General features: G+C 66.2%; 20 protein-coding genes. 10 read left to right on the top strand and 10 right to left on the bottom strand.

Annotated elements, in window-relative coordinates:
- Positions 1-85: 85 nt before the first annotated feature.
- A complete protein-coding gene (gyrA, locus tag ACIIOY_RS15090) occupies positions 86-2,866 on the bottom strand; it encodes a DNA gyrase subunit A (protein WP_411035495.1) in 2,781 nt (926 codons plus the stop codon).
- A 239-nt stretch (positions 2,867-3,105) separates the two neighbouring features.
- Between gyrA and ACIIOY_RS15085 the strand changes: the two genes are divergently transcribed.
- Positions 3,106-3,735 carry a MarC family protein gene (locus tag ACIIOY_RS15085; RefSeq protein ID WP_411035494.1) on the top strand — a complete coding sequence of 210 codons (630 nt, stop codon included), beginning with the start codon at positions 3,106-3,108 and terminating at the stop codon, positions 3,733-3,735.
- Here ACIIOY_RS15085 and ACIIOY_RS15080 read toward each other — a convergent pair.
- Positions 3,713-4,144, bottom strand: a complete 432-nt coding sequence (locus tag ACIIOY_RS15080; RefSeq protein WP_411035493.1) for a cupin domain-containing protein — start codon at positions 4,142-4,144, stop codon at positions 3,713-3,715. The genes ACIIOY_RS15085 and ACIIOY_RS15080 overlap by 23 nt on opposite strands.
- Positions 4,145-4,239: 95 nt before the next feature.
- On the bottom strand, positions 4,240-4,761 hold the full coding sequence (locus ACIIOY_RS15075; protein WP_411035492.1) for a single-stranded DNA-binding protein: 522 nt from the start codon (positions 4,759-4,761) through the stop codon (positions 4,240-4,242).
- 301 nt (positions 4,762-5,062) lie between these two features.
- Here ACIIOY_RS15075 and uvrA point away from each other — a divergent pair, with 301 nt between their 5' ends.
- Genes uvrA through ACIIOY_RS15060 form a run of 3 tightly spaced genes read left to right on the top strand, consistent with a single transcriptional unit; the run spans position 5,063 to position 9,446 of the window.
- Positions 5,063-7,981: an excinuclease ABC subunit UvrA gene (uvrA, locus tag ACIIOY_RS15070; protein ID WP_411035491.1), complete on the top strand. Its 2,919-nt coding sequence runs from the start codon at positions 5,063-5,065 to the stop codon at positions 7,979-7,981.
- A 3-nt stretch (positions 7,982-7,984) separates the two neighbouring features.
- Entirely contained in the window at positions 7,985-8,608 is a 624-nt protein-coding gene (locus tag ACIIOY_RS15065) for a glutathione S-transferase family protein (protein ID WP_411035490.1), read from the top strand.
- A gap of 34 nt (positions 8,609-8,642) precedes the next feature.
- Positions 8,643-9,446, top strand: a complete 804-nt coding sequence (locus tag ACIIOY_RS15060; protein ID WP_411035489.1) for a DUF72 domain-containing protein — start codon at positions 8,643-8,645, stop codon at positions 9,444-9,446.
- Between the two features lie 15 nt (positions 9,447-9,461).
- On the opposite strand, the gene ACIIOY_RS15055 is transcribed toward ACIIOY_RS15060, so the two are convergent.
- The gene (locus ACIIOY_RS15055) at positions 9,462-9,893 is read right to left on the bottom strand and encodes a DUF6841 family protein (RefSeq protein ID WP_411035488.1); all 432 of its coding nucleotides are present in this window, start codon (positions 9,891-9,893) and stop codon (positions 9,462-9,464) included.
- Between the two features lie 3 nt (positions 9,894-9,896).
- Complete coding sequence (locus tag ACIIOY_RS15050; protein ID WP_411035487.1) at positions 9,897-11,387, bottom strand: NAD(P)H-hydrate dehydratase; 1,491 nt, start codon at positions 11,385-11,387, stop codon at positions 9,897-9,899.
- Between the two features lie 364 nt (positions 11,388-11,751).
- Here ACIIOY_RS15050 and ACIIOY_RS15045 point away from each other — a divergent pair, with 364 nt between their 5' ends.
- Both ACIIOY_RS15045 and glnA read left to right on the top strand, forming a co-directional pair.
- Entirely contained in the window at positions 11,752-12,090 is a 339-nt protein-coding gene (locus tag ACIIOY_RS15045) for a P-II family nitrogen regulator (RefSeq protein ID WP_003515720.1), read from the top strand.
- Positions 12,091-12,147: 57 nt separating this feature from the next.
- A complete protein-coding gene (gene glnA, locus ACIIOY_RS15040) occupies positions 12,148-13,557 on the top strand; it encodes a type I glutamate--ammonia ligase (protein WP_411035486.1) in 1,410 nt (469 codons plus the stop codon).
- Between the two features lie 101 nt (positions 13,558-13,658).
- Here the strand turns inward: glnA and ACIIOY_RS15035 are convergent, their stop codons facing one another.
- Both ACIIOY_RS15035 and ACIIOY_RS15030 read right to left on the bottom strand, forming a co-directional pair.
- Positions 13,659-14,696: a TAXI family TRAP transporter solute-binding subunit gene (locus tag ACIIOY_RS15035; protein WP_411035485.1), complete on the bottom strand. Its 1,038-nt coding sequence runs from the start codon at positions 14,694-14,696 to the stop codon at positions 13,659-13,661.
- A 45-nt stretch (positions 14,697-14,741) separates the two neighbouring features.
- Complete coding sequence (locus ACIIOY_RS15030) at positions 14,742-15,773, bottom strand: coiled-coil domain-containing protein (RefSeq protein WP_411035484.1); 1,032 nt, start codon at positions 15,771-15,773, stop codon at positions 14,742-14,744.
- Positions 15,774-15,928: 155 nt separating this feature from the next.
- Here ACIIOY_RS15030 and hspQ point away from each other — a divergent pair, with 155 nt between their 5' ends.
- Complete coding sequence (gene hspQ, locus ACIIOY_RS15025) at positions 15,929-16,261, top strand: heat shock protein HspQ (protein WP_411035483.1); 333 nt, start codon at positions 15,929-15,931, stop codon at positions 16,259-16,261.
- A 236-nt stretch (positions 16,262-16,497) separates the two neighbouring features.
- Here the strand turns inward: hspQ and ACIIOY_RS15020 are convergent, their stop codons facing one another.
- The gene (locus tag ACIIOY_RS15020) at positions 16,498-17,121 is read right to left on the bottom strand and encodes an invasion associated locus B family protein (RefSeq protein WP_411035482.1); all 624 of its coding nucleotides are present in this window, start codon (positions 17,119-17,121) and stop codon (positions 16,498-16,500) included.
- 294 nt (positions 17,122-17,415) lie between these two features.
- Between ACIIOY_RS15020 and ACIIOY_RS15015 the strand changes: the two genes are divergently transcribed.
- Together ACIIOY_RS15015 and ACIIOY_RS15010 are read left to right on the top strand one after the other, a co-directional pair.
- Positions 17,416-19,218, top strand: a complete 1,803-nt coding sequence (locus tag ACIIOY_RS15015) for an extracellular solute-binding protein (protein WP_411035571.1) — start codon at positions 17,416-17,418, stop codon at positions 19,216-19,218.
- Between the two features lie 170 nt (positions 19,219-19,388).
- Positions 19,389-20,060, top strand: a complete 672-nt coding sequence (locus ACIIOY_RS15010; protein ID WP_411035481.1) for a DsbA family oxidoreductase — start codon at positions 19,389-19,391, stop codon at positions 20,058-20,060.
- 6 nt (positions 20,061-20,066) lie between these two features.
- On the opposite strand, the gene mfd is transcribed toward ACIIOY_RS15010, so the two are convergent.
- The gene (gene mfd, locus ACIIOY_RS15005) at positions 20,067-23,579 is read right to left on the bottom strand and encodes a transcription-repair coupling factor (RefSeq protein ID WP_411035480.1); all 3,513 of its coding nucleotides are present in this window, start codon (positions 23,577-23,579) and stop codon (positions 20,067-20,069) included.
- Positions 23,576-23,884 (bottom strand): FAD assembly factor SdhE, encoded by a 309-nt coding sequence (locus tag ACIIOY_RS15000; protein WP_411035479.1) that lies wholly within the window; start codon positions 23,882-23,884, stop codon positions 23,576-23,578. Before ACIIOY_RS15000 ends, mfd begins: the two co-directional genes overlap by 4 nt.
- Positions 23,885-23,990: 106 nt before the next feature.
- Here ACIIOY_RS15000 and recG point away from each other — a divergent pair, with 106 nt between their 5' ends.
- Complete coding sequence (gene recG, locus ACIIOY_RS14995; RefSeq protein WP_411035478.1) at positions 23,991-26,096, top strand: ATP-dependent DNA helicase RecG; 2,106 nt, start codon at positions 23,991-23,993, stop codon at positions 26,094-26,096.
- Positions 26,097-26,155: the final 59 nt, after the last annotated feature.

The following is a 26,155-nucleotide window of genomic DNA, read 5'->3' as shown; positions in this document are numbered from 1 at the left end:
CCTCCGGGCTACCCGCGACAAATGAAAAGCCGGACGGTCGTTCCCTGCCCGTCCGGCTTTTCCGTGTCTGAAGGCGCGCGGGGGCCTATTCCTCGGCGGGCGGCGCTGCGTCCCCGGCTTCGATGCCGTCCTCGCCGTTCACCGTTTCGGCGTCTTCCTCGCCCTCCGGCTCGCTGATGCGTTCGACGGACACCACCTTTTCGTCCCTGGCGGTGGAGAAGATCGTGACGCCCTTCGTCGCGCGGCTGGCGATGCGGATGCCGTCGACCGGCACGCGGATCAGCTGGCCGCCGTCGGAGACGAGCATGAGCTGGTCCTTGTCCTCGACCGGGAAGGCCGCGACCAGCTTGCCGATCTCGTTCGTCTTCGAGGTGTCGGTGGCGCGGATGCCCTTGCCGCCGCGGCCGGAGGTGCGGAAGTCGTAGGAGGACGACCGCTTGCCGAAGCCCTTCTCCGAAACCGTCAGCACGAACTGCTCGCGGGCCTTGAGGTCCTGGTAGCGCTCTTCCGAAAGGTCGCCGATCTCGCCGACCTCCTCGCCGACCAGCGCGATATCCTCCTCGTCGACGCCGCTTGCGCGGCGTTCGGCGGCAGAGCGCTTGAGGTAGGCGGCGCGTTCCCACGGCTCGGCATCCACATGGCTGACGATCGCCATCGAGATGATGCGGTCGCCGGCCCCCAGCGTGATGCCGCGCACGCCGACCGAGTTGCGGCCGGCGAAGACGCGCACGTCATCGACCGGGAAGCGGATGCACTGGCCGAGAGCGGTGGTAAGCAGCACGTCGTCGCGCTCCGTGCAGGTCTCGACGTTGAGGATCTCGTCGCCCTCCTCCTCCAGCTTCATCGCGATCTTGCCGTTGCGGTTGACCTGGACGAAGTCGGAAAGCTTGTTGCGGCGGACAGTGCCGCGGGTCGTCGAGAACATGACGTCGAGGTTCTCCCACGTCGTCTCGTCCTCGGGCAGCGGCATGATGGTCGTGATGCGCTCGCCGGGTTCCAGCGGCAGCATGTTGATCAGCGCCTTGCCCTTCGATTGCGGCGTGCCGACCGGCAGGCGCCAGACCTTCTCCTTGTAGACGATGCCGCGGGAGGAGAAGAACAGGACGGGCGTATGCGTGTTAGCGACGAAGAGGCGGGTCGCGAAATCCTCGTCCTTCATGGCCATGCCGGAGCGGCCCTTGCCGCCGCGGCGCTGCGCGCGGTAGGTGGCGAGCGGCACGCGCTTGACGTAGCCGGCATGCGAGACGGTGACGACCATGTCCTCGCGGGCGATCAGGTCCTCGTCGTCCATGTCCGGGCCGCCCTCGGCGATCTCGGTGCGGCGCGGCGTGCCGAACTCGTCGCGGATCGCGGCGAGCTCGTCCTTGACGATGGTCATGATGCGCAGGCGCGAGGAGAGGATGTCGAGGTAGTCCTTGATCTCCTCGCCGATCTTGTTCAGCTCCTCGTCGATCTCGTCGCGGCCGAGCGCGGTGAGGCGTGCGAGGCGCAGTTCGAGGATGGCGCGGGCCTGCTCCTCGGAGAGGTTGTAGGTGTTGTCCTCGTTGATGCGGTGGCGCGGGTCGTCGATGAGGCGGATCAGCGCCTCGACGTCCTTGGCCGGCCAGCGGCGCTCCATCAGCTGCTCGCGCGCCGTCTGCGGATCGGGCGCGCGGCGGATGAGGTTGATCACCTCGTCGATGTTGGCGACGGCGATGGCGAGGCCCACCAAGACGTGGGCGCGCTCGCGCGCCTTGCGCAGGAGGTACTTGGTGCGGCGGCTGACGACTTCCTCGCGGAACGCGACGAAGGCGCGCAGCATGTCGAGCAGCGTCATCTGCTCCGGCTTGCCGCCGTTCAGCGCCACCATGTTCGCACCGAAGGAGGTCTGCAGCGGCGTGTAGCGGTAGAGCTGGTTGAGGATGACGTCCGCATTGGCGTCGCGCTTCAGCTCGATGACGACGCGGTAGCCGTCGCGGTCGGATTCGTCGCGCAGGTCCGAGATGCCCTCGATGCGCTTCTCGCGCACCAGCTCGGCCATCTTCTCGATCATCGAGGCCTTGTTCACCTGGAACGGGATCTCGGTGATGATGATCTGCTCGCGGTCGCCGCGCATCGGCTCGATGGTGGCGCGGCCGCGCATGACGATGGAGCCGCGGCCGGTCTCGTAGGCCTGGCGGATGCCGGCGCGGCCGAGGATCAGCGCGCCGGTCGGGAAGTCCGGGCCGGGGATGATCTGCATCAGGTCGAGAAGATCGATCGCCGGATTGTCGATCAGCGCGATACAGCCGTTGATCACTTCGGAAAGGTTGTGCGGCGGGATGTTCGTCGCCATGCCGACGGCGATGCCGCCCGCGCCGTTGACCAGGAGGTTCGGGAACTTTGCCGGCACGACGACCGGCTCGGAGAGCGTGCCGTCGTAGTTGTCGCGGAAATTGACCGTTTCCTTGTCGAGGTCGTCGAGCAGGGAATGGGCGGCCTTCTCCAGGCGGCATTCCGTGTAGCGCTGGGCGGCCGGCGGGTCGCCGTCGACCGAGCCGAAATTGCCCTGGCCGTCGATCAGCGGCAGGCGGAGCGACCAGTCCTGCGCCATGCGCGCAAGCGCGTCGTAGATCGCCGCGTCGCCGTGCGGATGGTATTTACCCATCACGTCACCGGTCACGCGCGCCGACTTCACGTATTTCTTGTTCCAGTCGACGCCCATCTCGCTCATCGAGTAGAGGATGCGCCGGTGCACGGGCTTGAGGCCGTCGCGCACGTCGGGCAGCGCGCGGGAGACGATCACGCTCATGGCGTAATCGAGATAGGACCGCTGCATTTCCTCGATGATGGAAATAGGCTCAATGCCGGGAGGGTTCTTGCCGCCGGGTGTCGATTGTTCTGTCAATTTCGGTCACGATCGTTGTTCAGAATCAGAAGGGAATTTTATAGCCTACCGGCGCTCTCAGCGCCAATTTCGCCAGGGGTTTTGAACAGGGTTTTCCAAGTAAAATCCGCCAATTTGCGCATTTTCATGGCCTTGCCGCCGGGACTGCCCGCCCGCCCTTCCCTTGGGCGGCGCCCTCGCCTAACAATGCGGGGCACAAGGCCGCCCGAACGGCCGCCAACGGCGAGGGGAACGCCTTCATGCTCACCATCGATCTTCTGGTCAATGCGATCACGACGCTGCTCGTGACCATCGACCCGCCGGGCCTTGCGCCGATCTTCCTGGGGCTGACCGTCGGCATGACGCGGCCGCAGCGCAAACAGGTGGCGCTGCGCGGCTCGCTGATCGCCTTTTGCATCCTCGCCGTCTTCGCGCTGACGGGCGCCGGCGTGCTCTCGCTGCTCGGCATCTCCATCGGCGCCTTCCGCATCGCCGGCGGCCTGCTGCTCTTCTGGATCGCCTTCGAGATGATCTTCGAGCGCCGCAACGAGCGCAAGGAGAAGACCAGCGAGGTGGCGATCACCCGCGACCACATCCACAACATCGCCGTCTTCCCGCTCGCCCTGCCGCTGATCGCCGGCCCCGGCGCCATCTCCGCCACGATCCTGCTCTCCGGCTCCTTCCCGTCGGCGCTCGAACGCGGCGCCCTCATCGGCGTCATCGCGCTCTGCATCGCCATCCTGTTCCTCTCGCTGGTGATCGCCGAGCGCATCGACCGCTTCCTCGGCAACACCGGCCGCGCCATCCTCACGCGCCTGCTCGGCGTGATCCTCGCGGCGCTCGCGGTGCAGTTCGTGGTGGACGGCATCAAGTCGGTGTTCGTGGGCTGACGGGAGGGTTTTCCGCGAACCATTTGGAGATGGCCGGCATCTTCTCCTCGAAACCGCCCGGCAGGAAGACGTTGAGCAGGCCGACCCGCTCGTCGCTGCGGTTCTCGAAGTCGTGCATCACGGTCGCCGGGATGCGCACGAAGCTGCCCGCCGGCGCTTCCAGCCATTCCTCGCCGGCAAGAATGCTGGCCACGCCCGCAATCACATAGAAAAGCTCGATGTTCCCGGCATGGGAATGGGCGCCGGGTCCCGCCGTCCTCGGATCGAGCCACCATTCGGAGACGCTATAGGCACTGTCCGTTTCGCCGTGATCCGCTTTGAAGACGGCGCTCATCCGCCCGAGCGGATAGGTCCGCCCCTCGCCGGGCCGCAGGAAGATCACATCCGCGGCCGTCTTCTCATCGTTCATGGCACTCTCCCATGTAGGACGTCACCGTCCTCGATCCTGAAACACGGGGGCCGCCGAAGAGAAAGGCCGACGCTTCCGCCGGCCCTCGCCGCGCCTCAGAACGGGATGTCGTCGTCCATGTCGCGTGACAGCGGCGAACCGCCCGAACGGCTGCTGCCGCCGCCGCCGGAGGCCGGACGCGAACCGTAATCGTCGTAGTTCTGGCCGCCGCCATAGTTGCCGGCCCCGCCGAAATCGCCGCCCCGGCCTGCACCGCCGCCCTCGCCGCGCCCGTCGAGCATGGTCAGCGTCGAGTTGAAGCCCTGCAGCACGACCTCCGTCGTGTAGCGGTCGTTGCCGGTCTGGTCCTGCCACTTGCGGGTCTGCAACTGGCCCTCGATGTAGAGCTTGGCGCCCTTCTTCACATATTGCTCGACGACCTTGCACAGGCCCTCGTTGAAGACGACGACATTGTGCCATTCCGTTTTCTCGCGGCGCTCGCCGCTGTTGCGGTCGCGCCAGCTCTCGGAGGTGGCGATGCGCAGGTTCGCGATCGGCCGACCGTCCTGCGTGCGCCGGATTTCCGGGTCCGCCCCGACGTTCCCGATCAAGATCACCTTGTTGACGCTACCAGCCATACCCGTACTTCCCGTTGTCGCGCCGGACGAAAGGCGCCCGACATCATTTCACTACACGAATGCGTCATCTTATCGGCTGCCGTCCGCCGGCGCCGCCCCGCGTCAAACGGTATCCACAGATCAATTGCAGTTAATTGCAAAAATCTGTTCTTTTTTTGTTCTAATAATTCCCTACACTCTTGTCAACCGAATCGGAAACGGGCACGGAATCTGCAAGAGCGCGCATGGACAGGCTCCAACCAGTCCCTACATAGGGGCCGACCCCTTCTGCAATGCGCAACGACTTCTGACGCTGGACACCATGAGCGAACTCAAGACCATTTCCATTCGCGGCGCACGCGAACACAATCTCAAGGGCATCGACCTCGACCTGCCCCGCAACACGCTGATCGTCATGACCGGGCTTTCGGGCTCGGGAAAGTCGTCGCTCGCCTTCGACACGATCTATGCGGAGGGCCAGCGCCGCTATGTCGAGAGTCTCTCGGCCTATGCCCGCCAGTTCCTGGAGATGATGCAGAAGCCGGACGTCGACCAGATCGACGGCCTGTCGCCGGCCATCTCCATCGAGCAGAAGACGACATCGAAGAACCCGCGCTCGACCGTCGGCACGGTCACCGAGATCTACGACTACATGCGCCTCCTCTTCGCGCGCGTCGGCGTTCCCTATTCGCCGGCGACGGGCCTGCCGATCGAGAGCCAGACGGTGAGCCAGATGGTCGACCGCGTGCTGGAATTCGGCGAGGGCACGCGCCTCTACATCCTCGCGCCCGTCGTGCGCGGGCGCAAGGGCGAGTACAGGAAGGAACTCGCCGAACTGATGAAGAAGGGGTTCCAGCGCGTCAAGGTCGACGGCCAGTTCTACGAGATCGCCGACGTGCCGGCGCTCGACAAGAAGTACAAGCACCACATCGACGTGGTGGTCGACCGCGTCGTCGTGCGTCCGGACCTCGCCTCGCGCCTTGCGGACAGCCTGGAGACCTGCCTCAAGCTCGCCGACGGCCTCGCGATCGCCGAATTCGCCGACAAGCCGCTGCCGGTGGAGGAGACGGCGGCCGGCGGCTCGGCCAACAAGTCGCTGAACGAGACGCACGAGCGCGTGATGTTCTCGGAGAAGTTCGCCTGCCCGGTCTCCGGCTTCACCATCCCGGAAATCGAGCCGCGGCTGTTCTCGTTCAACAATCCCTTCGGCGCCTGCCCGACCTGCGACGGCCTCGGCAGCCAGCAGAAGATCGACCCCGACCTCATCGTGCCGGAGGTGCAGCGTACCTTGCGGGACGGCGCCATCGCGCCCTGGGCGAAATCCTCCTCGCCCTACTACAACCAGACGCTGGAAGCGCTCGGCGCCGCCTATGGCTTCAAGCTCTCCAATCGCTGGTCGGAGCTCTCCGAGGAAGCACAGAACGCCATCCTGCACGGCACGGACGAGAAGATCGAGTTCAACTACAAGGACGGCGCGCGCTCCTACAAGACGGTGAAGACCTTCGAGGGCATCGTTCCCAATCTGGAACGCCGCTGGAAGGAGACGGATTCGGCCTGGTCGCGTGAGGAGATCGAGCGCTACATGTCGGCCGCCCCCTGCCCGGCCTGCAACGGCTATCGCCTCAAGCCCGAGGCGCTGGCGGTGAAAATCAACAAGCTGCATATCGGCGAGGTCACCGACATGTCGATCCGCGTTGCGCGCGACTGGTTCGAGGCGCTGCCGGAGAAGCTGAACGCCAAGCAGAACGAGATCGCCGTCCGCATCCTCAAGGAGATCCGCGAGCGCCTGCGCTTCCTCAACGACGTCGGCCTCGAATACCTCTCGCTCTCGCGCAATTCCGGCACGCTGTCCGGCGGCGAGAGCCAGCGCATCCGCCTCGCCTCGCAGATCGGCTCGGGCCTGACGGGCGTGCTCTACGTGCTCGACGAGCCCTCCATCGGCCTGCACCAGCGCGACAATGCGCGCCTGCTCGACACGCTCAGGCACCTGCGCGACATCGGCAACACCGTGATCGTCGTCGAGCATGACGAGGACGCGATCCTGACGGCGGACTACGTGGTCGACATCGGCCCTGCCGCGGGCATCCACGGCGGCAAGGTGGTGGCGCAGGGAACGCCGGACGAGATCATCGCCAATCCTGCATCCCTCACCGGAAAATACCTCTCCGGCGAGCTTTCGGTCGCGATTCCCGCCGAACGGCGAAAACCGAAGAAGAAAAAGGAAATCAAGGTCGTCGGGGCGAAAGCCAACAATCTGAAGAATGTCACGGCCTCGATCCCGCTGGGCGTCTTCACGGCGGTCACGGGCGTTTCCGGCGGCGGCAAGTCGACCTTCCTGATCGAGACGCTCTACAAGTCCGCCGCCCGCCGCATCATGGGCGCGCGCGAGATCCCCGCCGAGCACGAGCGCATCGACGGTTTCGAATATATCGACAAGGTGATCGACATCGACCAGTCGCCGATCGGCCGCACGCCGCGCTCCAACCCGGCAACCTATACCGGCGCCTTCACGCCGATCCGCGACTGGTTCGCGGGGCTTCCGGAGGCCAAGGCGCGCGGCTACCAGCCGGGCCGCTTCTCCTTCAACGTCAAGGGCGGGCGCTGCGAGGCCTGCCAGGGCGACGGCGTCATCAAGATCGAGATGCACTTCCTGCCGGACGTGTACGTGACCTGCGACGTCTGCCACGGCAAGCGCTACAACCGCGAGACGCTCGACGTCACCTTCAAGGGCAAGTCGATCGCCGACGTCCTCGACATGACGGTGGAGGAAGGCGTCGAGTTCTTCGCGGCCGTGCCCGCCGTGCGCGACAAGCTGACGACGCTGAACCAGGTGGGCCTCGGCTATATCAAGGTCGGCCAGCAGGCGAACACGCTGTCTGGCGGCGAGGCGCAGCGCGTCAAGCTCGCCAAGGAGCTCTCCAAGCGCTCGACCGGCCGCACGCTCTACATCCTCGACGAGCCGACCACGGGCCTCCACTTCCACGACGTGGCGAAGCTGCTCGAAGTGCTGCACGAACTGGTCAACCAGGGCAATTCGGTGGTCGTCATCGAGCACAACCTGGAGGTCATCAAGACGGCCGACTGGATCATCGACTTCGGCCCCGAGGGCGGCGACGGCGGCGGCGAGGTCATCGCGGAGGGCACGCCGGAGGACGTCGTGAAGGTGGAGCGCTCCTATACCGGCCGGTTCCTCAAGGATCTGCTGGAACGCCGGCCGATGAAGAAGGCCGCGGCGGAGTAGGCGATGATCCTGATCGGCCAGTACGATTCGTCCTACGTGCGCCGCGTCGCGATCGCGATGCGCCTCTACGGCCTGCCGTTCGAGCACCAGCCCTGGTCGGTGTTCGGCGAGGGCGTGAAGGTGCAGGCGGTCAATCCGCTGATGCGGGTGCCGACGCTGCTGCTCGACGACGGCGGCATCGTGGCCGACAGCCATTCGATCCTCGACTATGTCGACGGCCTCGTGCCGGCGGAAAAGCGGCTGCTGCCCGGGGTCGAGCCGGAGCGGCGGCAGGTGCTGAAGGTCGTGACCTTCGCGACCGGCCTTGCCGACAAGGGCGTCAGCCTGTTCTACGAGTTGCACCTGCACGAGACGCCATCGGCCTATTTCGTCGAGCGCTGCCGTTCGCAGATCACGACCGTGCTTGCCGCGCTCGATGCGGAGCGCGCTGCCCGGCCGGGCGACTTCTGGTTCGGCCGCATCACGCACGCCGATATCGCGGTCGCCTGCGCCTGGCGGCATGTGGGCGAAGCCTATCCCGGCCTTATCGATCCCGCCGCCTACCCCGCGCTGGCGGCGCATTGCGCCGGCATGGAGGCCCTGTCGGTTTTCGCGGAGATATCGCAGCCCTTCATCGCGCCGGCTTGAGGCGCCGCCATCCGTCTGTCGAGGAGGACAGGACATGAGCACATCGGGCACCATTCGCACCGGCATCGGCGGCTGGACCTTCGATCCGTGGGAGGGAACCTTCTACCCGGAAAAGCTGCCGAAGAAGCGGCAGCTCGAATTCGCGAGCCGCGAGCTCTCCGCCATCGAGGTCAACGGCACCTATTACGGCTCGCAGAAGCCGGAGACCTTCGCCAAGTGGGCCTCCGAAGTGCCGGACGGCTTCATCTTCTCGCTCAAGGCCAGCCGCTTCACAACGAACCGCAAGGTGCTCAGCGACGGCGGCGAGTCCGTCGAGAAATTCCTGACGCAGGGCCTCACCGAGCTCGGCGACCATCTCGGCCCGATCCTCTGGCAGTTCCCGCCGACCAAGAAGTTCGAGCCGGAGGATTTCGAGGGTTTCCTGAAGCTCCTGCCGGAGAAGCTGGACGGCCTTGCGCTGAAGCATGCGCTGGAAGTGCGCAACGACACGTTCCTGGTGCCGGAATTCGCCGCGCTCGCCCGCAAGTACAAGGCGGCGATCGTCTATGCGCAGCACGAAGACTATCCGGAGATTGCCGATGTGACGGCGGACTTCGTCTATGCCCGCCTGCAGAAGGGCTCGGACGACATCAAAACCTGTTATCCGGAGAAGGCGCTCGACGAATGGGCGGCGCGGCTCAAGGACTGGGCGGGCGGAGGCGAGCCGGCGGACCTGCCGAAGATCGATCCGGACACCAGGCCGGCCAGGAAAGCGCGGGACGTCTTCGCCTTCTTCATCACGTCAGGCAAGGTGAACGCTCCGAACGGCGCGCGCGAGCTGAAGAAGCGGACGGGTTGAGGCAGGGCGCCGGCTTCAGATGATGCCGTGCTTCCTCAGCAGCGCCTGCTCGTCGCCGGATACCCAGCCGAAGACCTTCGGCCCGCCGTCCAGCATCTGGACGAAATAGTGTACGTCGAAATCGATGGCGATGTCCGGCTGGCCCTTGCGTTCATAGGTCGCCGTCCAGGCAACATGCGCCAGGCAATGGTGGTCGTCCATCGGAGAAATGCGGATATCGCGTATGCGCATTTCCTTCGTTCCGATCGCCTCGTAGCGCTCGTAGCCCTGGGCCACGACCTGCTTGAAATGTTCGTCATTCTTGCCGGTCGCCACGCCGGCAGGCGAGGCCGCGATGAACGCGGGCGCATAGAGGGCCGCGACGTCATCCATGTCCGCATGGCCGGCGAGGGATTGGTTGAACAGTCTTTCGTATCGCTCGAAGAATGACCTTACGCTGCTTTCCATCGGTTATCCTCCGGTGGGCCAGGGCGGGATGGCGGCCGGCAGGTCTTCCGCCGTCAACCCCTCGCCCGCGATGCGCCCGGCCTCGCCGTGGCGCCAGACGGCGCCGGCGGCCGCCTCGAAGGCCGGCAGACCCTGCGCCAGATGGGCCCCGACGATGCCGGCGAGCACGTCGCCGGAGCCGGCCGTCGCAAGCCACGGCGGCGCGTTCTCGTTGACGAGCACGCGGCCGTCCGGCGCGGCGATCACGGTATCGGCGCCCTTGAGGACCACGACGCCGTTGCAGCGGGCCGCGGCCTTTTGCGCGCGCTCGATCTTCGAAAGGGCGCCGTCGCCGGCAAGGTCGGCGAACAGCCGGGCAAACTCTCCGTCGTGCGGCGTCAGCACCAGACGCGGTTCCGCGCCGGCAAAAAGCGAGAAGAGCTCGTCCGGCGCGTCCCGGAAGGCGCTGATGCCGTCCGCGTCGAGCACGAGGCGACGGCCGCTCTCGGCAAGCAGGCGGACATACCGTCTTGCCTTGTGCGCCTCGCCGAAGCCCGGGCCGAGGACGAAGGTTTTCAGCCGGCCGTCTTCAAGGAGCGCCGTAAGATCGCCGTCGCCGTCGAGCGCCTTCAGCATCACGCCCGTCAGGTGCGCCGCGTTTGCGCAAAGCGCATCGCGCGGCGACAGCAGCGTGACGAGGCCGGCGCCGGCGCGAAGGCCGGCCGCAGCGGACAGGCGCGCCGCGCCGGTGGCGGTCGCCGGGCCTGAGAACACGGCAAGATGGCCCCGCACATATTTATGCACGGCGCCCGCCTGCCGCGGCAGGGCGCCGCGCCAGACCGCCGGCGCGTTCACCCGCATATGCTCGGCATGCCGCGCAAGGATGCGCGCGGGAATGCCGATGTCGAAGATTTCCACATCGCCCGCAAGCGTCCTGCCGGGCAAAAGCAGGTGGCCGGGCTTGCGGCACATGAAGGTGACGGTCGCGGCGGCCTCGAAGGCCGCGCCCCTCACCTGCCCCGTCCGGCCGTCGATGCCGGACGGCAGGTCCACCGCCAGGACGGGCAGGACGGTCCGGCGCACGGCGTCGATGGTGCGGGCGACCTCGTCCGGAAGGTCGCGGGCCAATCCCGCTCCGAACAACGCGTCGATGACGACATCCCCGGAACGCGGCGAATAGTCCGCAAGAGGCGCGACACCGCCGTTAAAATTCGCAAAGGCCGTCGCGGCATCGCCTTTCAGCGAGGCGGTGTCGCCGAGGGCATGGACCGCGATCTCGGCGCCGGCATCCCGCAGGACGCGCGCGGCGACATAGCCGTCGCCGCCGTTGTTGCCCGGCCCGCAGAGCACGGCGAACCGCAAGGCTCCGGGGAAGCGGCGGAGCGCCGCGGCGGCGACAGCCTGGCCTGCCCGCTCCATCAGGCCGTAGCTCCATAGTCCCGATGCGGCGGCGGCGCGGTCGATGCGCCCCATCTCCGCGGGCGTGATGATCAGCGTGTCGATTTCCTTGTGCATGCCCCAGGATGCCCGCAAAGACGCAGGCCGGGCAAGCCCGCTTGCGCTTTTCGTTTCAGCTCGTTTTTTATGCATCTGCATATTCAGTATGCTCAAATTTGCAGCTTTCGGCGCCAAACCCGTTTCGGGGGCCGTCGAAGCAGGCCGGACGGCGCGGAAAGAGACATTTTTTAGGCAGATTCCGCTGGCCCTTTTTCCCGGAAAGCCGCATCATCGCCGGCGTGACGACGAGTGGGGTCGTGAAAGGGACGGATTTCATCCGATCTGGCACGCATCCTGCTTCAAGTTGGCATGCTACGTGCATTTGAAGTGTGCAGCGGGCGCGAGCCGCGCGCAAACGGGAGAAGCGGAGAGACATTTTCTCATGAAAAAGATCGAAGCGATCATCAAGCCTTTCAAACTCGATGAGGTGAAGGAGGCTCTTCAGGAAGTCGGCCTGCAGGGTATCACCGTCACGGAGGCGAAGGGCTTTGGACGCCAGAAGGGGCACACGGAGCTTTACCGTGGCGCCGAATACGTCGTCGACTTTCTGCCCAAGGTGAAGGTCGAGGTCGTCCTGGCGGACGAGAATGCGGAAGCCGTCATCGAGGCGATCCGCAACGCGGCCCAGACCGGCCGCATCGGCGATGGCAAGATCTTTGTCTCCAACGTCGAAGAAGTCATCCGCATCCGCACCGGCGAAACCGGCGTAGACGCCATCTAATCCCGCCTTGCCGTCCGGCCAAGGCTTCCACCTCGTCATCACACAGGGACCATAAAAATGACGACTGCCAATGACATCCTCAAGCAAATCAAGGAAAACGACGTAAAGTTCGTCGACCTGCGCTTCACCGACCCCAAGGGCAAGCTGCAGCACGTCACGATGGACGTTTCCTGCGTCGACGAAGACATGTTCGCCGACGGCGTCATGTTCGACGGTTCCTCGATTGCCGGCTGGAAGGCCATCAACGAGTCCGACATGGTGCTGATGCCCGATCCGGCAACGGTCCACATGGATCCGTTCTTCGCGCAGTCCACCATGGTCGTCATGTGCGACATCCTCGACCCGGTCTCCGGCGAAGCCTACAACCGCGATCCGCGCGGCACCGCCAAGAAGGCCGAAGCCTACCTCAAGGCCTCCGGCATCGGCGACACCGTCTATGTCGGTCCGGAACCGGAATTCTTCGTCTTCGACGACGTCAAGTACAAGGCCGATCCGTACAACACCGGCTTCAAGCTCGACTCGTCCGAACTGCCGTCCAACGACGACACCGACTACGAGACCGGCAACCTCGGCCACCGTCCGCGCGTCAAGGGCGGCTACTTCCCTGTCCCGCCGATCGACTCGTGCCAGGACATGCGCTCCGAGATGCTGACGGTGCTCGCCGAAATGGGCGTCGTCGTCGAAAAGCAGCACCACGAGGTGGCGGCCGCCCAGCACGAGCTCGGCGTGAAGTTCGACACGCTGGTGCGCAACGCCGACAAGATCCAGATCTACAAGTACGTCGTGCACCAGGTCGCCAACGCCTACGGCAAGACGGCGACCTTCATGCCGAAGCCGATCTTCGGCGACAACGGCTCGGGCATGCACGTTCACCAGTCGATCTGGAAGGACGGCAAGCCGACCTTCGCGGGCGACGAGTATGCCGGCCTTTCCGAGACCTGCCTCTACTACATCGGCGGCATCATCAAGCACGCCAAGGCGATCAACGCCTTCTCCAACCCGACGACGAACTCCTACAAGCGCCTCGTCCCGGGCTATGAGGCGCCGGTCCTGCTCGCCTACTCGGCCCGCAACCGCTCGGCCTCCTGCCGCATTCCGTTCGGCACGGGTCCGAAGTCCAAGCGCGTCGAAGTCCGCTTCCCCGACCCGCTGGCAAATCCGTACCTCGCCTTCGCGGCCATGCTGATGGCCGGCCTCGACGGCATCAAGAACAAGATCCATCCCGGCAAGGCCATGGACAAGGACCTCTACGACCTGCCGCCGAAGGAACTGAAGAAGATCCCGACCGTCTGCGGCTCGCTGCGCGAGGCGCTCGAGAGCCTCGACAAGGACCGCAAGTTCCTCACCGCCGGCGGCGTGTTCGACGACGACCAGATCGACTCCTACATCGAACTCAAGATGGCGGAAGTCATGCGCTTCGAAATGACCCCGCACCCGGTCGAGTTCGACATGTACTACTCCGCCTGACCGATCCGTTCCTCCCGTCTTCGGACGGGAGGTACCCTCGGACACAAAACCCGGCCAGCGGCCGGGTTTTGTGTCGGTGGCGGAGGCGTTCCGGCGGAGCGTTATTGCTGCAGGCGCTGCTTGAGCAGGTCCAGGTATTCCTCGTTCGAATCGTCCGCATCCGCGCCGGAGGCGTTGCCGGCAGCCGGCTTGCAGGCCGGCTTGTAGTCGAGCGCCATGCCCGTCTTCACGCAGACGCCCACCTGCCAGCCGGGCGGCAGCGCCGTCAGGTCCACGGTCTTCCATTTCGGATGGCCCGTCGCCTTCAGCCTGTCGAGCCCGGTGAGGATGAGGTTGGAGAAATCCGCCACCGACTTGCAGCTGTCGCGATGATAGGCGTTGCGCCGGATGTCGTAGTCGTAAGTCATCATCACGGCCTTGACGGCGATGAGGTCGACCGGCTGGTCCTGGAACGAGTAGGTGCCGGCCTCGATGCGCGACGGCGTATAGGTCGCCAGCAGCGGCGCCTCGGTGATCGGCAGGAGATGGAACTTCGCCTTGTCGATCGCGCTGCCGGAAAAGAGCGAGGCGGGCGCGCCGGCGACGTAGAAGAAGGCGTCGATCTCGCCCGACAGCAGCTTCGGCAGCGCCTCGTCCGGGTTGATGTCCATGCGCTGGCCGGCCTTCACCTGCAGGATGTCCATGATGAGCGTGGCGGTGAGGAACGTGCCGCTGTCCTTCTTGCCGACCGCGACTTTTCTGCCGGCGAGGTCCTTCATGCCGGCGATGTCCTTGCGCGCCAGCACATGGATCTCCTCGTTGTAGAGGGGGAACATGATGCGCACGCCCTTGACCGCCTTCTGCACCTCCGGATCGTTCGCCTCGAACGTCTTGAGGTATTCGAGCACGTCGCTCTGCACGATGCCGAATTGCGTGTTGCGCCGGTTGCGCACGCCGACGAAGTTTTCCAGGGAGCCGGCGCTTTCGACCACGTTCAGCTTGAGGCCGCATTCGGCGCCGAGCGCGGCGATGTCCCGGCCGATCTGGATATAGGTGCCTTGCGGGCCGCCGGTCATGATGTTGCGCTCGAATTCCTGCCCCGATGCGCCGCCCGCCGAAAGCGCAAGGCCGAGCGCGGCCGCCACAACAGATCGCTTCATCCAAATCTCCTTCCCAAAGCCGGCGGCCGGGCCGCCGGACTAAATTCAGCAGTCGCTGTCGAGACCGCGCATCAGGTTCCTGAGCGTCAGGACCGGCACGCGCGTGAAGACGCCGCCGAGCGCATTGGTGACGCATTCGCCGGACACCAGCGTGCGCTCCAGCTGGTCGCGCTGGGCACGCGTCAGGCGGTCGAGGCCGGGCGTGTCCTGCATCGCCTCGGCCACGAGCGCGGCATTGCGCGGGCTGCGGCCCTCGTCGGGTTTCGCATTGTCGAGCGCCGGCTTGTCGCCGCCGTCCGTCTGGCCGCCGGGCTGCGCGGATCGCGCGGCCGCCTCGAGCGCGCCGATCCGTGCGGCCAGCGATGCGTTGCGTGCATTGAGCGCGGCGATTTCCCGGTCCTTGCGGGCCACCTCCTCGCGCAAGGCGGGAAGCTCCCTCGTGCGGATCGCTTCTTCGGCCTGCCGCGCCTGCGATAGGTCCCGCCGCAGCGTGTCGGCCTCCGCTTCCAGGCGCTCCATCTCGGCGTCGCGTACCGCGCCCTGCCGGCTGCACGCCTCATCGAGCGCCTTTTCCAACCGCGCGATCCGGTCGGCGTTGAGCGAGAGCCGGCGTTCGCGGTCCCGCACCGCTTGCTCGGCCCGCTTCCTCAGCGCTTCGGCATCGGCGAGGCGCTGGGAGGCCAGTTCCAGCTCGTTCTTCAGCTCCGGCACCACCTCCTGCGTCAGCCGCGCATTCTCGGCGGCCGCGCTCGCCGCTTCCGATGCGCCCGCATCGGTGCGCAGGGTTTCGACCTGGCGCCTGAGGGCGTCGTTCTCCCCGGCGAGCGCCTGCGCCTTGCGGGTGCTTTCCTCGACCTGGGCGACACGCGCGTCGAGTTCCTTGGCAAGGTCGGCGATACGCCGGTCGCGCTGCTCGATGTCGCCGGCGGGAGCCGCGCCGTCCGTCATGCGGAAGGCGCCGTAGCCGGCCGCACCGCCGAGCACCAGGCTCACCAGGACGGCAAACGCGATGCCGCCCAAGCCGACGCCGCCGCTTCCCGCCGGTCCGTTGCCGCTCCTGCCCCACTGATTGTTCATGCCACCTGATCCGTCCGAGACGTTACTCTTCGAGGTACGCCGAAACGGCTGGAGGCGCAAGCGCCGCGAGCCTCTCCCGTTGGAACGTTCCACGCACCGGAACTATTGATGTTTCAGCGAAATTACCCAAATATAAGAGGAAAGGTAGGTACGCCATGAAGATGCGGAATGCAAAATTTGCCATCGGCGACGTGGTCCGCCACCGGATTTTCCCCTTCCGTGGCGTTGTCTTCGACGTCGATCCCGAATTCGCCAATACGGAAGAGTGGTGGAATGCCATTCCGGCCGAAATCCGGCCGTCGAAGGACCAGCCCTTCTACCACCTCTTCGCGGAGAACGACGACACGGAATACGTCGCCTATGTCTCCGAACAGAATCTCGTGGCGGACGACAGCGGCAAGCCGATCCGCCATCCGCAGGTCCGCGCGCTGATGGATGTGGACCAGGGGCACTATCGCTGGAAAGAGCAGAGCGGCATCTTCCACTGATCGCCCGCCGCAAGTTCAGGGCAACAAAAAACCCGGCCGATGGCCGGGTTCAGTTTGCCGACAAAGTCCGCCCAACCTCTCCTTCGTCATGGTCGGGCTTGACCCGACCATCCATAAGCTTTGAAAAGAATGGATCCTCGGGTCAAGCCCGAGGATGACGGCGTGCTTGGAACAATGTTCGTCATCAAATTGAACCCGGCCGATGGCCGGGTCCTTCGTGTCAGAGGATGCGGAGCTTACTGGCTCTTGGCGGCCTTCTGGGCGTCTTCGAGCTTCTTGCGGGCTTCCTCGGCCTTCTTCTGCATTTCTTCCTGCAGCAGGCGCTGGCGCTCTTCGAGCTGCGACTGTTCGATCGGCTCGCCGTCGAAGACGCCGGTGAAGCCTTCGAGCGAGATCTTGATCGGGTTCGGCGCGCGCTGGAAATTGATCGAGGTGAAGACGACTTCGCCGCCCTTCTTCAGGCTGGAGATCATCTGGTCGGTCAACAGCACTTCCGCGACGCACTTGTCGGGCATGCAGATGGCGTAGTCGATCTTCTGGCCCTTGCCGCCGTCGATCTGCATCTGGACGCCCGGCGGGATGAGACGGGCGCTCGGAACCGAGACCTGCATGATCTTGCGGTTGGTCTTGCCGGTGACGGTGATCAGGCCGACGGCGGTGATGAGCTGGCCGCTGCTTGCCGTCAGCAGGTTCTGCACGATGCAGACGTCGTTGTCTTCCTGCTTGGTGCAGACCTTGAACCAGCCCTTCGGCGGCGTGGCCTGCTGAGCGAGCGTTGCGGACGGAGCGGCCGCCAGGGCAACGGAAGCAGCAAAGGCGGAAAGCACGGTCCGCTTGATGAGGTGCGATGTGAAGATCATAACGAGTTCGGTCTCCTGAAAATCCGGTGCCGGAGCGACAGCGCCCCTCCTCAAAGCCCCTCGCGGGCGTTTTGGTCAGCCGTGCGCTCTCCTGTCGGCGAAATGAGGCATTTGCATGACCCGCTTCGGCGTATCCTGTTACAATGGGCCGCGCCGGATATCCAGCCTTTCCTTGCGAAATTCCCCCCGCGCCTTCTATTTCCGGCCCCGCCACGGTACCGTCCCCGTTGCTGCGGCTATAATGGACGAGAATCATCCGGACCTCACGAGGAGACCCCCTTGCGCCCCTTCCTGATGGCCTTTGCCGCCTCAATGCTCGCGCTTACGGCGATGCCCGGCTCGGCAGCGCCGCTGCACGGCATCGCCATGCACGGCGAGCCGGCCCTGCCGCCCGACTACAGGCATTTCACCTACGTCAATCCCGACGTGAAGAAGGGCGGGCGCATCGCCTACGGCGTCGTCGGCACTTTCGACAACCTCAATCCCTTCATCCTGAAGAGCATGCGCACGACGGCGCGGGGCATGTGGGATCCGGAATTCGGCAACCTCGTCTACGAATCGCTGATGCAGCGCTCGCGCGACGAGGCCTTCACGCTGTACGGCCTGCTCGCCGAAACGGTGGAGTGGGACGACGACCGCACCTTCATCCAGTTCAACCTCAATCCCAAGGCGCGCTGGGCGGACGGCAAGCCGGTGACGCCGGAAGACGTGATCTTCAGCTTCGAGCTTCTGCGCGACAAGGGCCGCACGCCCTTCAACCGGCGCCTCGACGGCGTGGAGAAGGTCGAGAAGGTCGGCGAGCGCAGCGTGCGCTTCGCCTTCAACGACAAGGCCGACCGGGAAACGCCGCTGCTGATCGCCGCCTATTCGCCCATCCTGCCCAGGCATGCGATCGACGTGGAAACCTTCGACCGCACCTCCCTCGCCGTCCCGCTCGGCTCCGGTCCCTACAAGGTGAAGGAGGTCAAGCCCGGCGAGAAGATCGTCTATGCCCGCGACCCGGACTATTGGGCGAAGGACCTGCCCGCCAAGATCGGCTTCGACAATTACGACGAGATTTCCGTCGAATACTTCCTGCAGGAGAACTCCCTGTTCGAAGCCTTCAAGAAGGGGGAGATCGACCTCTACCAGGAAGGCAACCCGACGAAATGGGCGCGCGGCTACGATTTCCCGGCGGCGCTCTCCGGCGCCGTCGTCAAGGACAGCATCAAGCCGAAGACGCCCTCCGGCATGCTCGGCTTCGTGTTCAACACGCGCCGTCCGCTCTTCCAGAAGCAGGAGCTGCGCAAGGCGCTGACGCTGGTCTTCGATTTCGAATGGGTGAACCGCAGCCTTTTCGAGAACGCCTACAAGCGCACCGAGAGCTACTGGCAGAATTCCGACCTCAGCTCGCTCGGCGTGGCGGCCGACGCGCGCGAGCGCGAGATCGCCGGCAGCGCGATCTCGCGCATCGAGCCGGATATCCTTGCCGGCACGCATCGCCTGCCGAAGACAGACGGTTCCGGCCGCGACCGCAAGGTGCTGCGCGAGGCGATGGAGCTGTTCCGCAAGGCCGGCTACGCCATCAAGGGCGGCCAGATGGTCGATGCGGCCGGCAAGCCGCTCGCCTTCGAGATCATGACGCAGAACGCCGATCAGGAAAAGCTCGCGCTCGCCTACCAGCGCTTTCTGGCCGCCCTCGGCGTCCGGGCCGGGATCCGCACGGTGGACGATTCGCAGTACCAGAGCCGCAGCCAGACCTTCGACTACGACGTCATCGTCAAGGCGTTCCCGTCCTCGCTTTCGCCGGGCAGGGACCAGATCAGCTATTGGAGCTCGACCATGCGCGACCTGCCCGGCAGCTCCAATTTCGCCGGCGTCGCCGATCCCGACGTGGACCGCTTCCTCGATGCCATGCTGAAGGCGCGCACCGCGGAGGACTTCCGCTCGGCCGTGCGCCTGCACGACAGGATGCTGCTTTCGGGTTATTATGTCGTGCCGCTCTATCATCTCGGCGAGCAGTGGGTCGCGCGCTCGAAGCATATCGGCCGGCCGCAGACGGCTCCGCTCTACGGTTTCCAGTTCCCGACATGGTGGGACGAGCGGGCGCAGCAATAAAGGGGGCATCCCCAGAATTCGGGTTACGCCGAGGTAACCTGTTGAAAGCCGCGGTTGCGCGGCTTATCTCGACGGTAACTTTGAACCTGCCGCGCATTCCCTCATACTGATCTTGCTTTCGGGATTTGCGCGGCGGCCGGGATTTTCCGGCATCGCGAAAGGAAGCCCGGATGGAAGCCATTACGATCGATGTCGTCTCGGACGTCGTGTGCCCCTGGTGCTACCTGGGCAAGAAGCGGCTCGAAAAGGCGATCGACAACGTGAAGGACGAGCTTGCCGTCTCGGTGACGTTCCGCCCCTACCAGCTCAATCCCGACGTGCCGCCCGAGGGCGTCGACCACAAGAAGCACCTCGCCGAAAAGCTCGGCGGGACCGCCGCCGTCGAGCGTGCGCACGACATGCTGACCGGCCTTGGCCGGCAGGACGGCATCGACTTCGATTTCCCGGCGGTGAAGATCAGCCCGAACACGCTGGATGCCCATCGCCTGCTGCGCTGGGCGATGATCGAGGGGCCGGAGATCCAGAGCCGCGTCGCGCTCGCCCTCTTCAAGGCCTATTTCGAGGAGGGGCGCGATGTCGGGGACCGCGCGGTCCTCATCGACATCGCCGAAGCCTGCGGCATGGACGGCGCCGTCGTGACCGCCCTCTTCTCCGCCGGCGCCGACGTCGATTCGGTCAAGGAGGAGATCGGCATGGCCCGCGACATGGGCGTGACCGGCGTGCCCTGCTTCATCATCGACAACAAGTATGCCGTGATGGGCGCCCAGTCGGTGGACGTGCTCACCAACGCCTTCCGCGAGATCGCGGCGATGAAGGCGCAGGAAAGGACCGGAAAGCATTGAGGGGCGTCATGCCCCCTGCTTGGCCAGCCCCGCCAGCTGCGTCATGACCTGCGCCGCGCCCGTCAGGCGCTTTTCCGGCGTCGGGTAGTCGCGGGACAGGAAGAGGCTCTGGTCAGGGCGGATCTTCGCGAGCGTGCCCTGCCTGGAGATGTAGCCGACCAGCGCCGCCGGGTTCGGGAACTCCTTGTTGCGGAACTGCACGACGACGCCCTTCGGGCCGGCATCGAGCTTCTCGACATTCGCCACGCGGCAGAGCGACTTGATGTAGACGATCTTCAGGAGATGCTGCACCTCGACCGGCAGCGGGCCGAAGCGGTCGATCAGCTCCGCGCCGAAGGCGTCGATGTCGGCAAGCTCGGTGATCTCGCCGAGGCGGCGGTAGAGGCCGAGCCGCAAGTGAAGGTCCGGCACGTAGTCGTCCGGGATCATCACTGGGGTGCCGACGGAGATCTGCGGCGACCAGCCGGTGTCGGCGATCTCCTCGTCGCCCTTGATCTCGGCGACGGCCTCTTCCAACATCTGCTGGTAGAGCTCGAAGCCGACCTCCTTGATATGGCCGGACTGTTCCTCGCCGAGGAGGTTGCCGGCGCCGCGGATGTCGAGGTCGTGGCTGGCGAGCTGGAAGCCTGCGCCGAGCGTATCGAGCGATTGCAGCACCTTCAGCCGCCGTTCCGCCGTGCCCGTCAGCGTTCGGTTGACCGGCAGCGTCAAAAGCGCGAAGGCGCGCACCTTCGACCGGCCGACGCGCCCACGCAGCTGATAGAGCTGGGCGAGGCCGAACATGTCGGCGCGGTGGATGATCATCGTGTTCGCCGTCGGCACGTCGAGGCCGGATTCGACGATCGTCGTCGAGAGCAGCACGTCGTAGCGGCCCTCGTAGAAGGCGTTCATGATGTCCTCGAGCTCGGTCGCCGGCATCTGGCCGTGCGCGACGGCCACCTTCAGCTCCGGCACGTCCTGCCGCAGGAAATCGTGGATCTCCGCAAGGTCGCTGACGCGCGGGCAGACGTAAAAACTCTGGCCGCCCCGGTAGTGCTCGCGCATCAGCGTCTCGCGGATGACGAGCGGATCGAAGGGCGAGATGAAGGTGCGCACCGCCATGCGGTCGACCGGCGGCGTGGTGATGAGCGAGAGCTCGCGCACGCCCGTCATCGCGAGCTGCAAGGTGCGCGGGATCGGCGTCGCCGAGAGCGTCAGCACGTGCACGTCGCTCTTCAGCTCCTTCAGCCGCTCCTTGTGCTTGACGCCGAAATGCTGCTCCTCGTCGATGATGAGGAGGCCGAGATTGGCGAACTTGATCGACGAGCCGAGCAGCGCGTGGGTGCCGACGACGATGTCCGTCTTGCCCTCGGCAAGCTCCTTCTTCGTGAGCGCCAGTTCCTTCGATCCGACGAGGCGGGAGGCCTGCTGCACCCGGATCGGCAGGCCGCGGAAACGGTCGCAGAAGGTCTTGAAATGCTGGCGGGCGAGCAGCGTGGTCGGCACGACGACGGCGACCTGCACGCCGTTCATTGCGGCGATGAAGGCCGCGCGCAGCGCCACCTCCGTCTTGCCGAAACCGACGTCGCCGCAGACAAGCCGGTCCATCGGCCGGCCGGCGCCGAGATCCTCGCGCACGGCCTCGATGGCGTTCGCCTGGTCGTCCGTCTCGTCATAGGGGAAGCGGGCGGCGAACTCGTCGTAGACGCCCTCCGGCGCCGTCAGCACCGGCGCATGGCGCACGAGGCGGGCGGCGGCGACCTGGATGAGGCCGCTCGCCATGTCGAGCAGGCGCTTCTTGAGTTTGGCCTTGCGCGCCTGCCAGGCGACGCCGCCGAGCTTGTCGAGGATCGCGTCCGTCCCCTCGCTGCCGTAGCGCGAGAGAAGGTCGATGTTCTCGACCGGCAGGAACAGTTTCGCGTCGTCCGCATAGACGAGCTCCAGGCAGGCATGCGGCGCGCCCGCCGCCTCGATGGTCCTGAGGCCGACGAACCGGCCGATGCCGTGCTCGGCATGGACGACGATCGAGCCCTCGTCGAGGCCGGCGACCTCGGTGATGAAATCCGCGCCGCGCTTGCGGCGCTTGGCGCGCCGCACCATGCGGTCGCCGAGGATGTCCTGCTCGCCGATGACGACGACGTCGCCCGCCTCGAAGCCGCTTTCGAGGCTGAGGACCGCGGACCCCGCCTCGCCCGGCTTCAGCTTGCGAAGGTCGGCGAACTTCTCGACCGGCACGACATTGCCGAGCCCGTGTTCCGCGAGCACCTGCAACAGCCGGTCGAGCGAGCCTTCCGACCAGCCGGTGACAAGAACCTTGGCGCCCGAAGCGCGCTTGTCGGCGATGTGCTTCACCGCCTGGTCGAAGACGTTGACTCGGCCGCCGTCCGCGTCCTCGCCGCCCACCGGCCGCGCCCAGCGTACGCCCGGCCGCGCCTCGATGGTCTCGACATGCCGTGCCTCGCCCTCGTGCTCGTTGAAGGGCGAGAGGCGGATGGCGTTCCGCGCGTCGAGCTCGCTCGCAAAACGCTCGGCGTCGAGATAGAGCTGGCCGGGCGGCACGGGCTTGTAGGGCGTCGCCTGCGCCACCTGCCCCTTGCCGGGCGTGGCGGAGGCAAGGCGCGCATCGTAGTAGTCGCGCACGAGGCGCGAGCGCTCGACGGCCGCCTCGCGCACCGTATGGTCGGTGACGATGCGGAAGCCTTCGAGATAGTCGAAGGCCGTTTCCAGCCCGTCGTAGAACAGCGGCAGCCAGTGCTCCATGCCGGCATAGCGCCGGCCTTCGGAAACCGCCTGGTAGAGCGCATCGTCGCGCGTCGCGGCGCCGAAGGAGGCAAGGTAGTGCTTGCGGAAATGCGAGATCGTCTCCGGCGTCAGCGTCACCTCGCTCATCGGGTTGAGGTCGAGGGAGCGCGCCTGGCCCGTCGTGCGCTGGCTCGCCGGGTCGAAGGAGCGGATACTCTCCAGCGTGTCGCCGAAGAAATCGAGGCGCACCGGTTCGAGACTGCCCGGCACGAAGACGTCGAGGATGCCGCCGCGCACCGCATATTCGCCGACCTCGCGCACGGTCGCCACGCGCTCGAAGCCGTTGCGCTCCAGCCGCGCCGCCACGTCGTCCATGCGGATCTGGTTGCCGGGCTTTGCCGAGAAGGCGAGGCTCTCGATGACCGACCGCGGCGCCGTCTTCTGCAGCATGGCGTTGACAGTGACGAGCACGATGGCCGGGTGCGGCTTCTTCCGGTGGGCGATCAGCGCCGAGAGCGCGGAAAGCCGGCGCGCGGAAACCTCGGCGCTGGGCGACACGCGGTCGTAGGGAAGGCAGTCCCATCCGGGCAGCGTCAGCACCGGAATGTCGGGCGCGGCAAAGCCGAGCATCTGTTCCAGATCGGAGATGCGCTGGCCGTCCGACAGCAGATAAGCGACGGGACCGGACTTGCGGGCAAGCTCGGCGAGAATCAGCGGCTCGACGCCGGAAGGCACGGCACCGATCGTCATCGGCCGGCCGGCCGCTGCAACGCGTTCGGGGGAAAATCCGGGGATCATGCGCGGTCGTCTTTGAAGAGCGGCGAGAAATCGGGGCGGTAGGCGGCGATGCGCGGGAAGAGGCCGCTGCGGAACTCCTCCGGCACGGGCTTTTCGCCGGTCACCCATTTCACGAGGTCGTTGTCCTCCTCGGCCATGATGCGCTCCAGCTCGTCCAGCTCGGCGTCGGAGAGCGTCGCGATCTCGGCATCGGCGAAGGCGCCGAGCACCAGGTCCATCTCGCGGATGCCCCTGTGCCAACAGCGGAAAAGGATGCGCTTGCGGCGCGGGTCGATCTCGGCGCTGGAGCGTCTCGTTCCCGTCATGATCGTCCTCGCTTTCTGCCGCATGGGAAATTCCGCGCTTCTATAGACCGGCAAAAGCCGCTTGTCAGCCTTGCCAAAGCGTCCTTCTCCGGCGATTTTGGCCGCCATGCGCCCTGCCCTGCTCGATCCGCTCTTCGCACCGCTCTCCTCGCTTCCGGGCATCGGCCCGAAGCTCGGCGACCTGTTCGCGCGCCTGCTCGGGCAGGAGAGCATCGAGGACTGCCGGGTCATCGACCTCGTCTTCCATTTCCCGCACTCGATCGTCGACCGGCGCAACCAGCCGGGCATCGCCAACGCGCCGCAGGGCGTCATCGTCACCATCACCGGCCGCGTCGACCGCCACCAGCCGCCCCCGCCCGGCAAGCCGAACCAGCCCTACCGCGTCTTCCTGCACGACGAGACGGGGGAACTGGCGCTCACCTTCTTCCGGGTCAAGGGCAACTGGCTGGAAAAGGCCTTGCCGCTCGACGAGACGGTGGTGGTGAGCGGCAAGGTCGACTGGTTCAACGGCCGCCCCTCGATGGTCCATCCGGACTACATGGTCCGGCTCGGCGAGGCGGACAGCCTGCCGCTGGTCGAGCCCGTGCACGGCCTTACCGCGGGGCTTACCGCGCGCGTGCTGCGCAAGGCGGTCGAGGCGGCCGTCGCCCGCGTGCCGCACCTGCCCGAGTGGATCGACGAAACGCTTCTGCAACGGCAGGGCTTTCCCTCCGCCTTCGACGCCTTCCACCGCATGCACGACCCGCGCGACGAAACGGACCTCGACCCGCAGGCGCCCGCCCGCCGCCGGCTTGCCTATGACGAGTTCCTGGCCGGCCAGATCTCGCTCGCCCTCGTGCGCCAGCGCCTGCGCAAGGTCGCCGGCCGGCCGGTGGTCCCGACCGGGGCGCTGAGCCGCCCCGTCGTCGACGCCCTGCCCTTTTCGCTGACGGGGAGCCAGGAGGCGGCGGTCGCCGACGTGCTGAAGGACATGGCCGGCGAGCAGCGCATGCTGCGGCTCCTGCAAGGCGACGTCGGCGCGGGCAAGACGGCGGTGGCGCTGATGGCGATGCTCGCAGCCGTCGAATCCGGCGGGCAGGCCGTGCTGATGGCGCCGACGGAAATCCTCGCGCGGCAGCACTTTGCCACGCTCTCGCGCATGGCCGCGCCCGCCGGCGTCACCATCGACGTGCTGACCGGGCGCACCAAGGGCCGCGAGCGCGACGCCATCCTGGAGCGCATCGCCTCCGGCGAGACGCAGATCGTCATCGGCACGCATGCGCTGTTCCAGGACAACGTCGCCTACAGGGACCTCGTGCTCGCCGTGGTGGACGAGCAGCACCGTTTCGGCGTGCACCAGCGCCTGCGCCTGACGGCCAAGGGCATCTCGCCGCACATGCTGGTGATGACGGCGACGCCCATCCCGCGCACGCTGGTGCTCGCCGCCTTCGGCGACATGGACGTATCGAAGCTCACCGAAAAGCCCGCCGGCCGCAAGCCGATCCAGACCGTCGTCGTGCCGCAGGAGCGCACGGGCGAGATCGTCGAGCGCCTGCGCGCCGCGCTCGCCGAGGGCAAGAAGGCCTACTGGATCTGCCCGCTGGTCGAGGAATCGGAAGAAAGCGACCTGATGTCCGTCGAGGAGCGGCATGCGACGCTCGCCGGCGTCTTCGGCAATGCCGCCGGCCTCGTGCACGGGCGGATGAGCGGGCCGGAGAAGGATGCCGCCATGCTCGCCTTCAAGAACGGCGAGACGCGGCTTCTGGTGGCGACGACCGTGGTGGAGGTCGGCGTCGACGTGCCGGACGCCTCGATCATGGTGATCGAGCACGCCGAGCGCTTCGGCCTCGCCCAGCTCCACCAGCTGCGCGGCCGGGTCGGGCGCGGCGACGAGGCGTCGAGCTGCATCCTGCTCTACAAGGGACCGCTCGGCGAGAACGGCCGGGCGCGGCTCTCCATCCTGCGCGAGACGGAGGACGGTTTCCGCATCGCCGAGGAGGACCTGAAGCTGCGCGGCGAAGGCGAGCTCCTGGGAACGCGGCAGTCCGGCACGCCCGGCTTCCTCGTCGCGAGCCTGGAGGCCCACGGCGACCTCCTGGAGATCGCCCGCAAGGACGCCGCCTACCTGCTGGAGCGCGACCCGGACCTGACGGGCGCGCGCGGCGAGGCGATCCGCACCCTGCTCTACCTCTACCGCCGCGACGAGGCGATCCGGTTCCTGCGCGCCGGCTGAAGCAGTCCGGCAAAAATCTCCGGCCACAAAATCGTGATTTCGCCGATACCGGGCGTGAA

This window comes from Shinella agrisoli, assembly GCF_046557955.1.
GTDB lineage: Bacteria > Pseudomonadota > Alphaproteobacteria > Rhizobiales > Rhizobiaceae > Shinella.
Note: the sequence above shows the minus strand (reverse complement) of the source record. Positions and strands in the feature narration are given on the sequence as shown.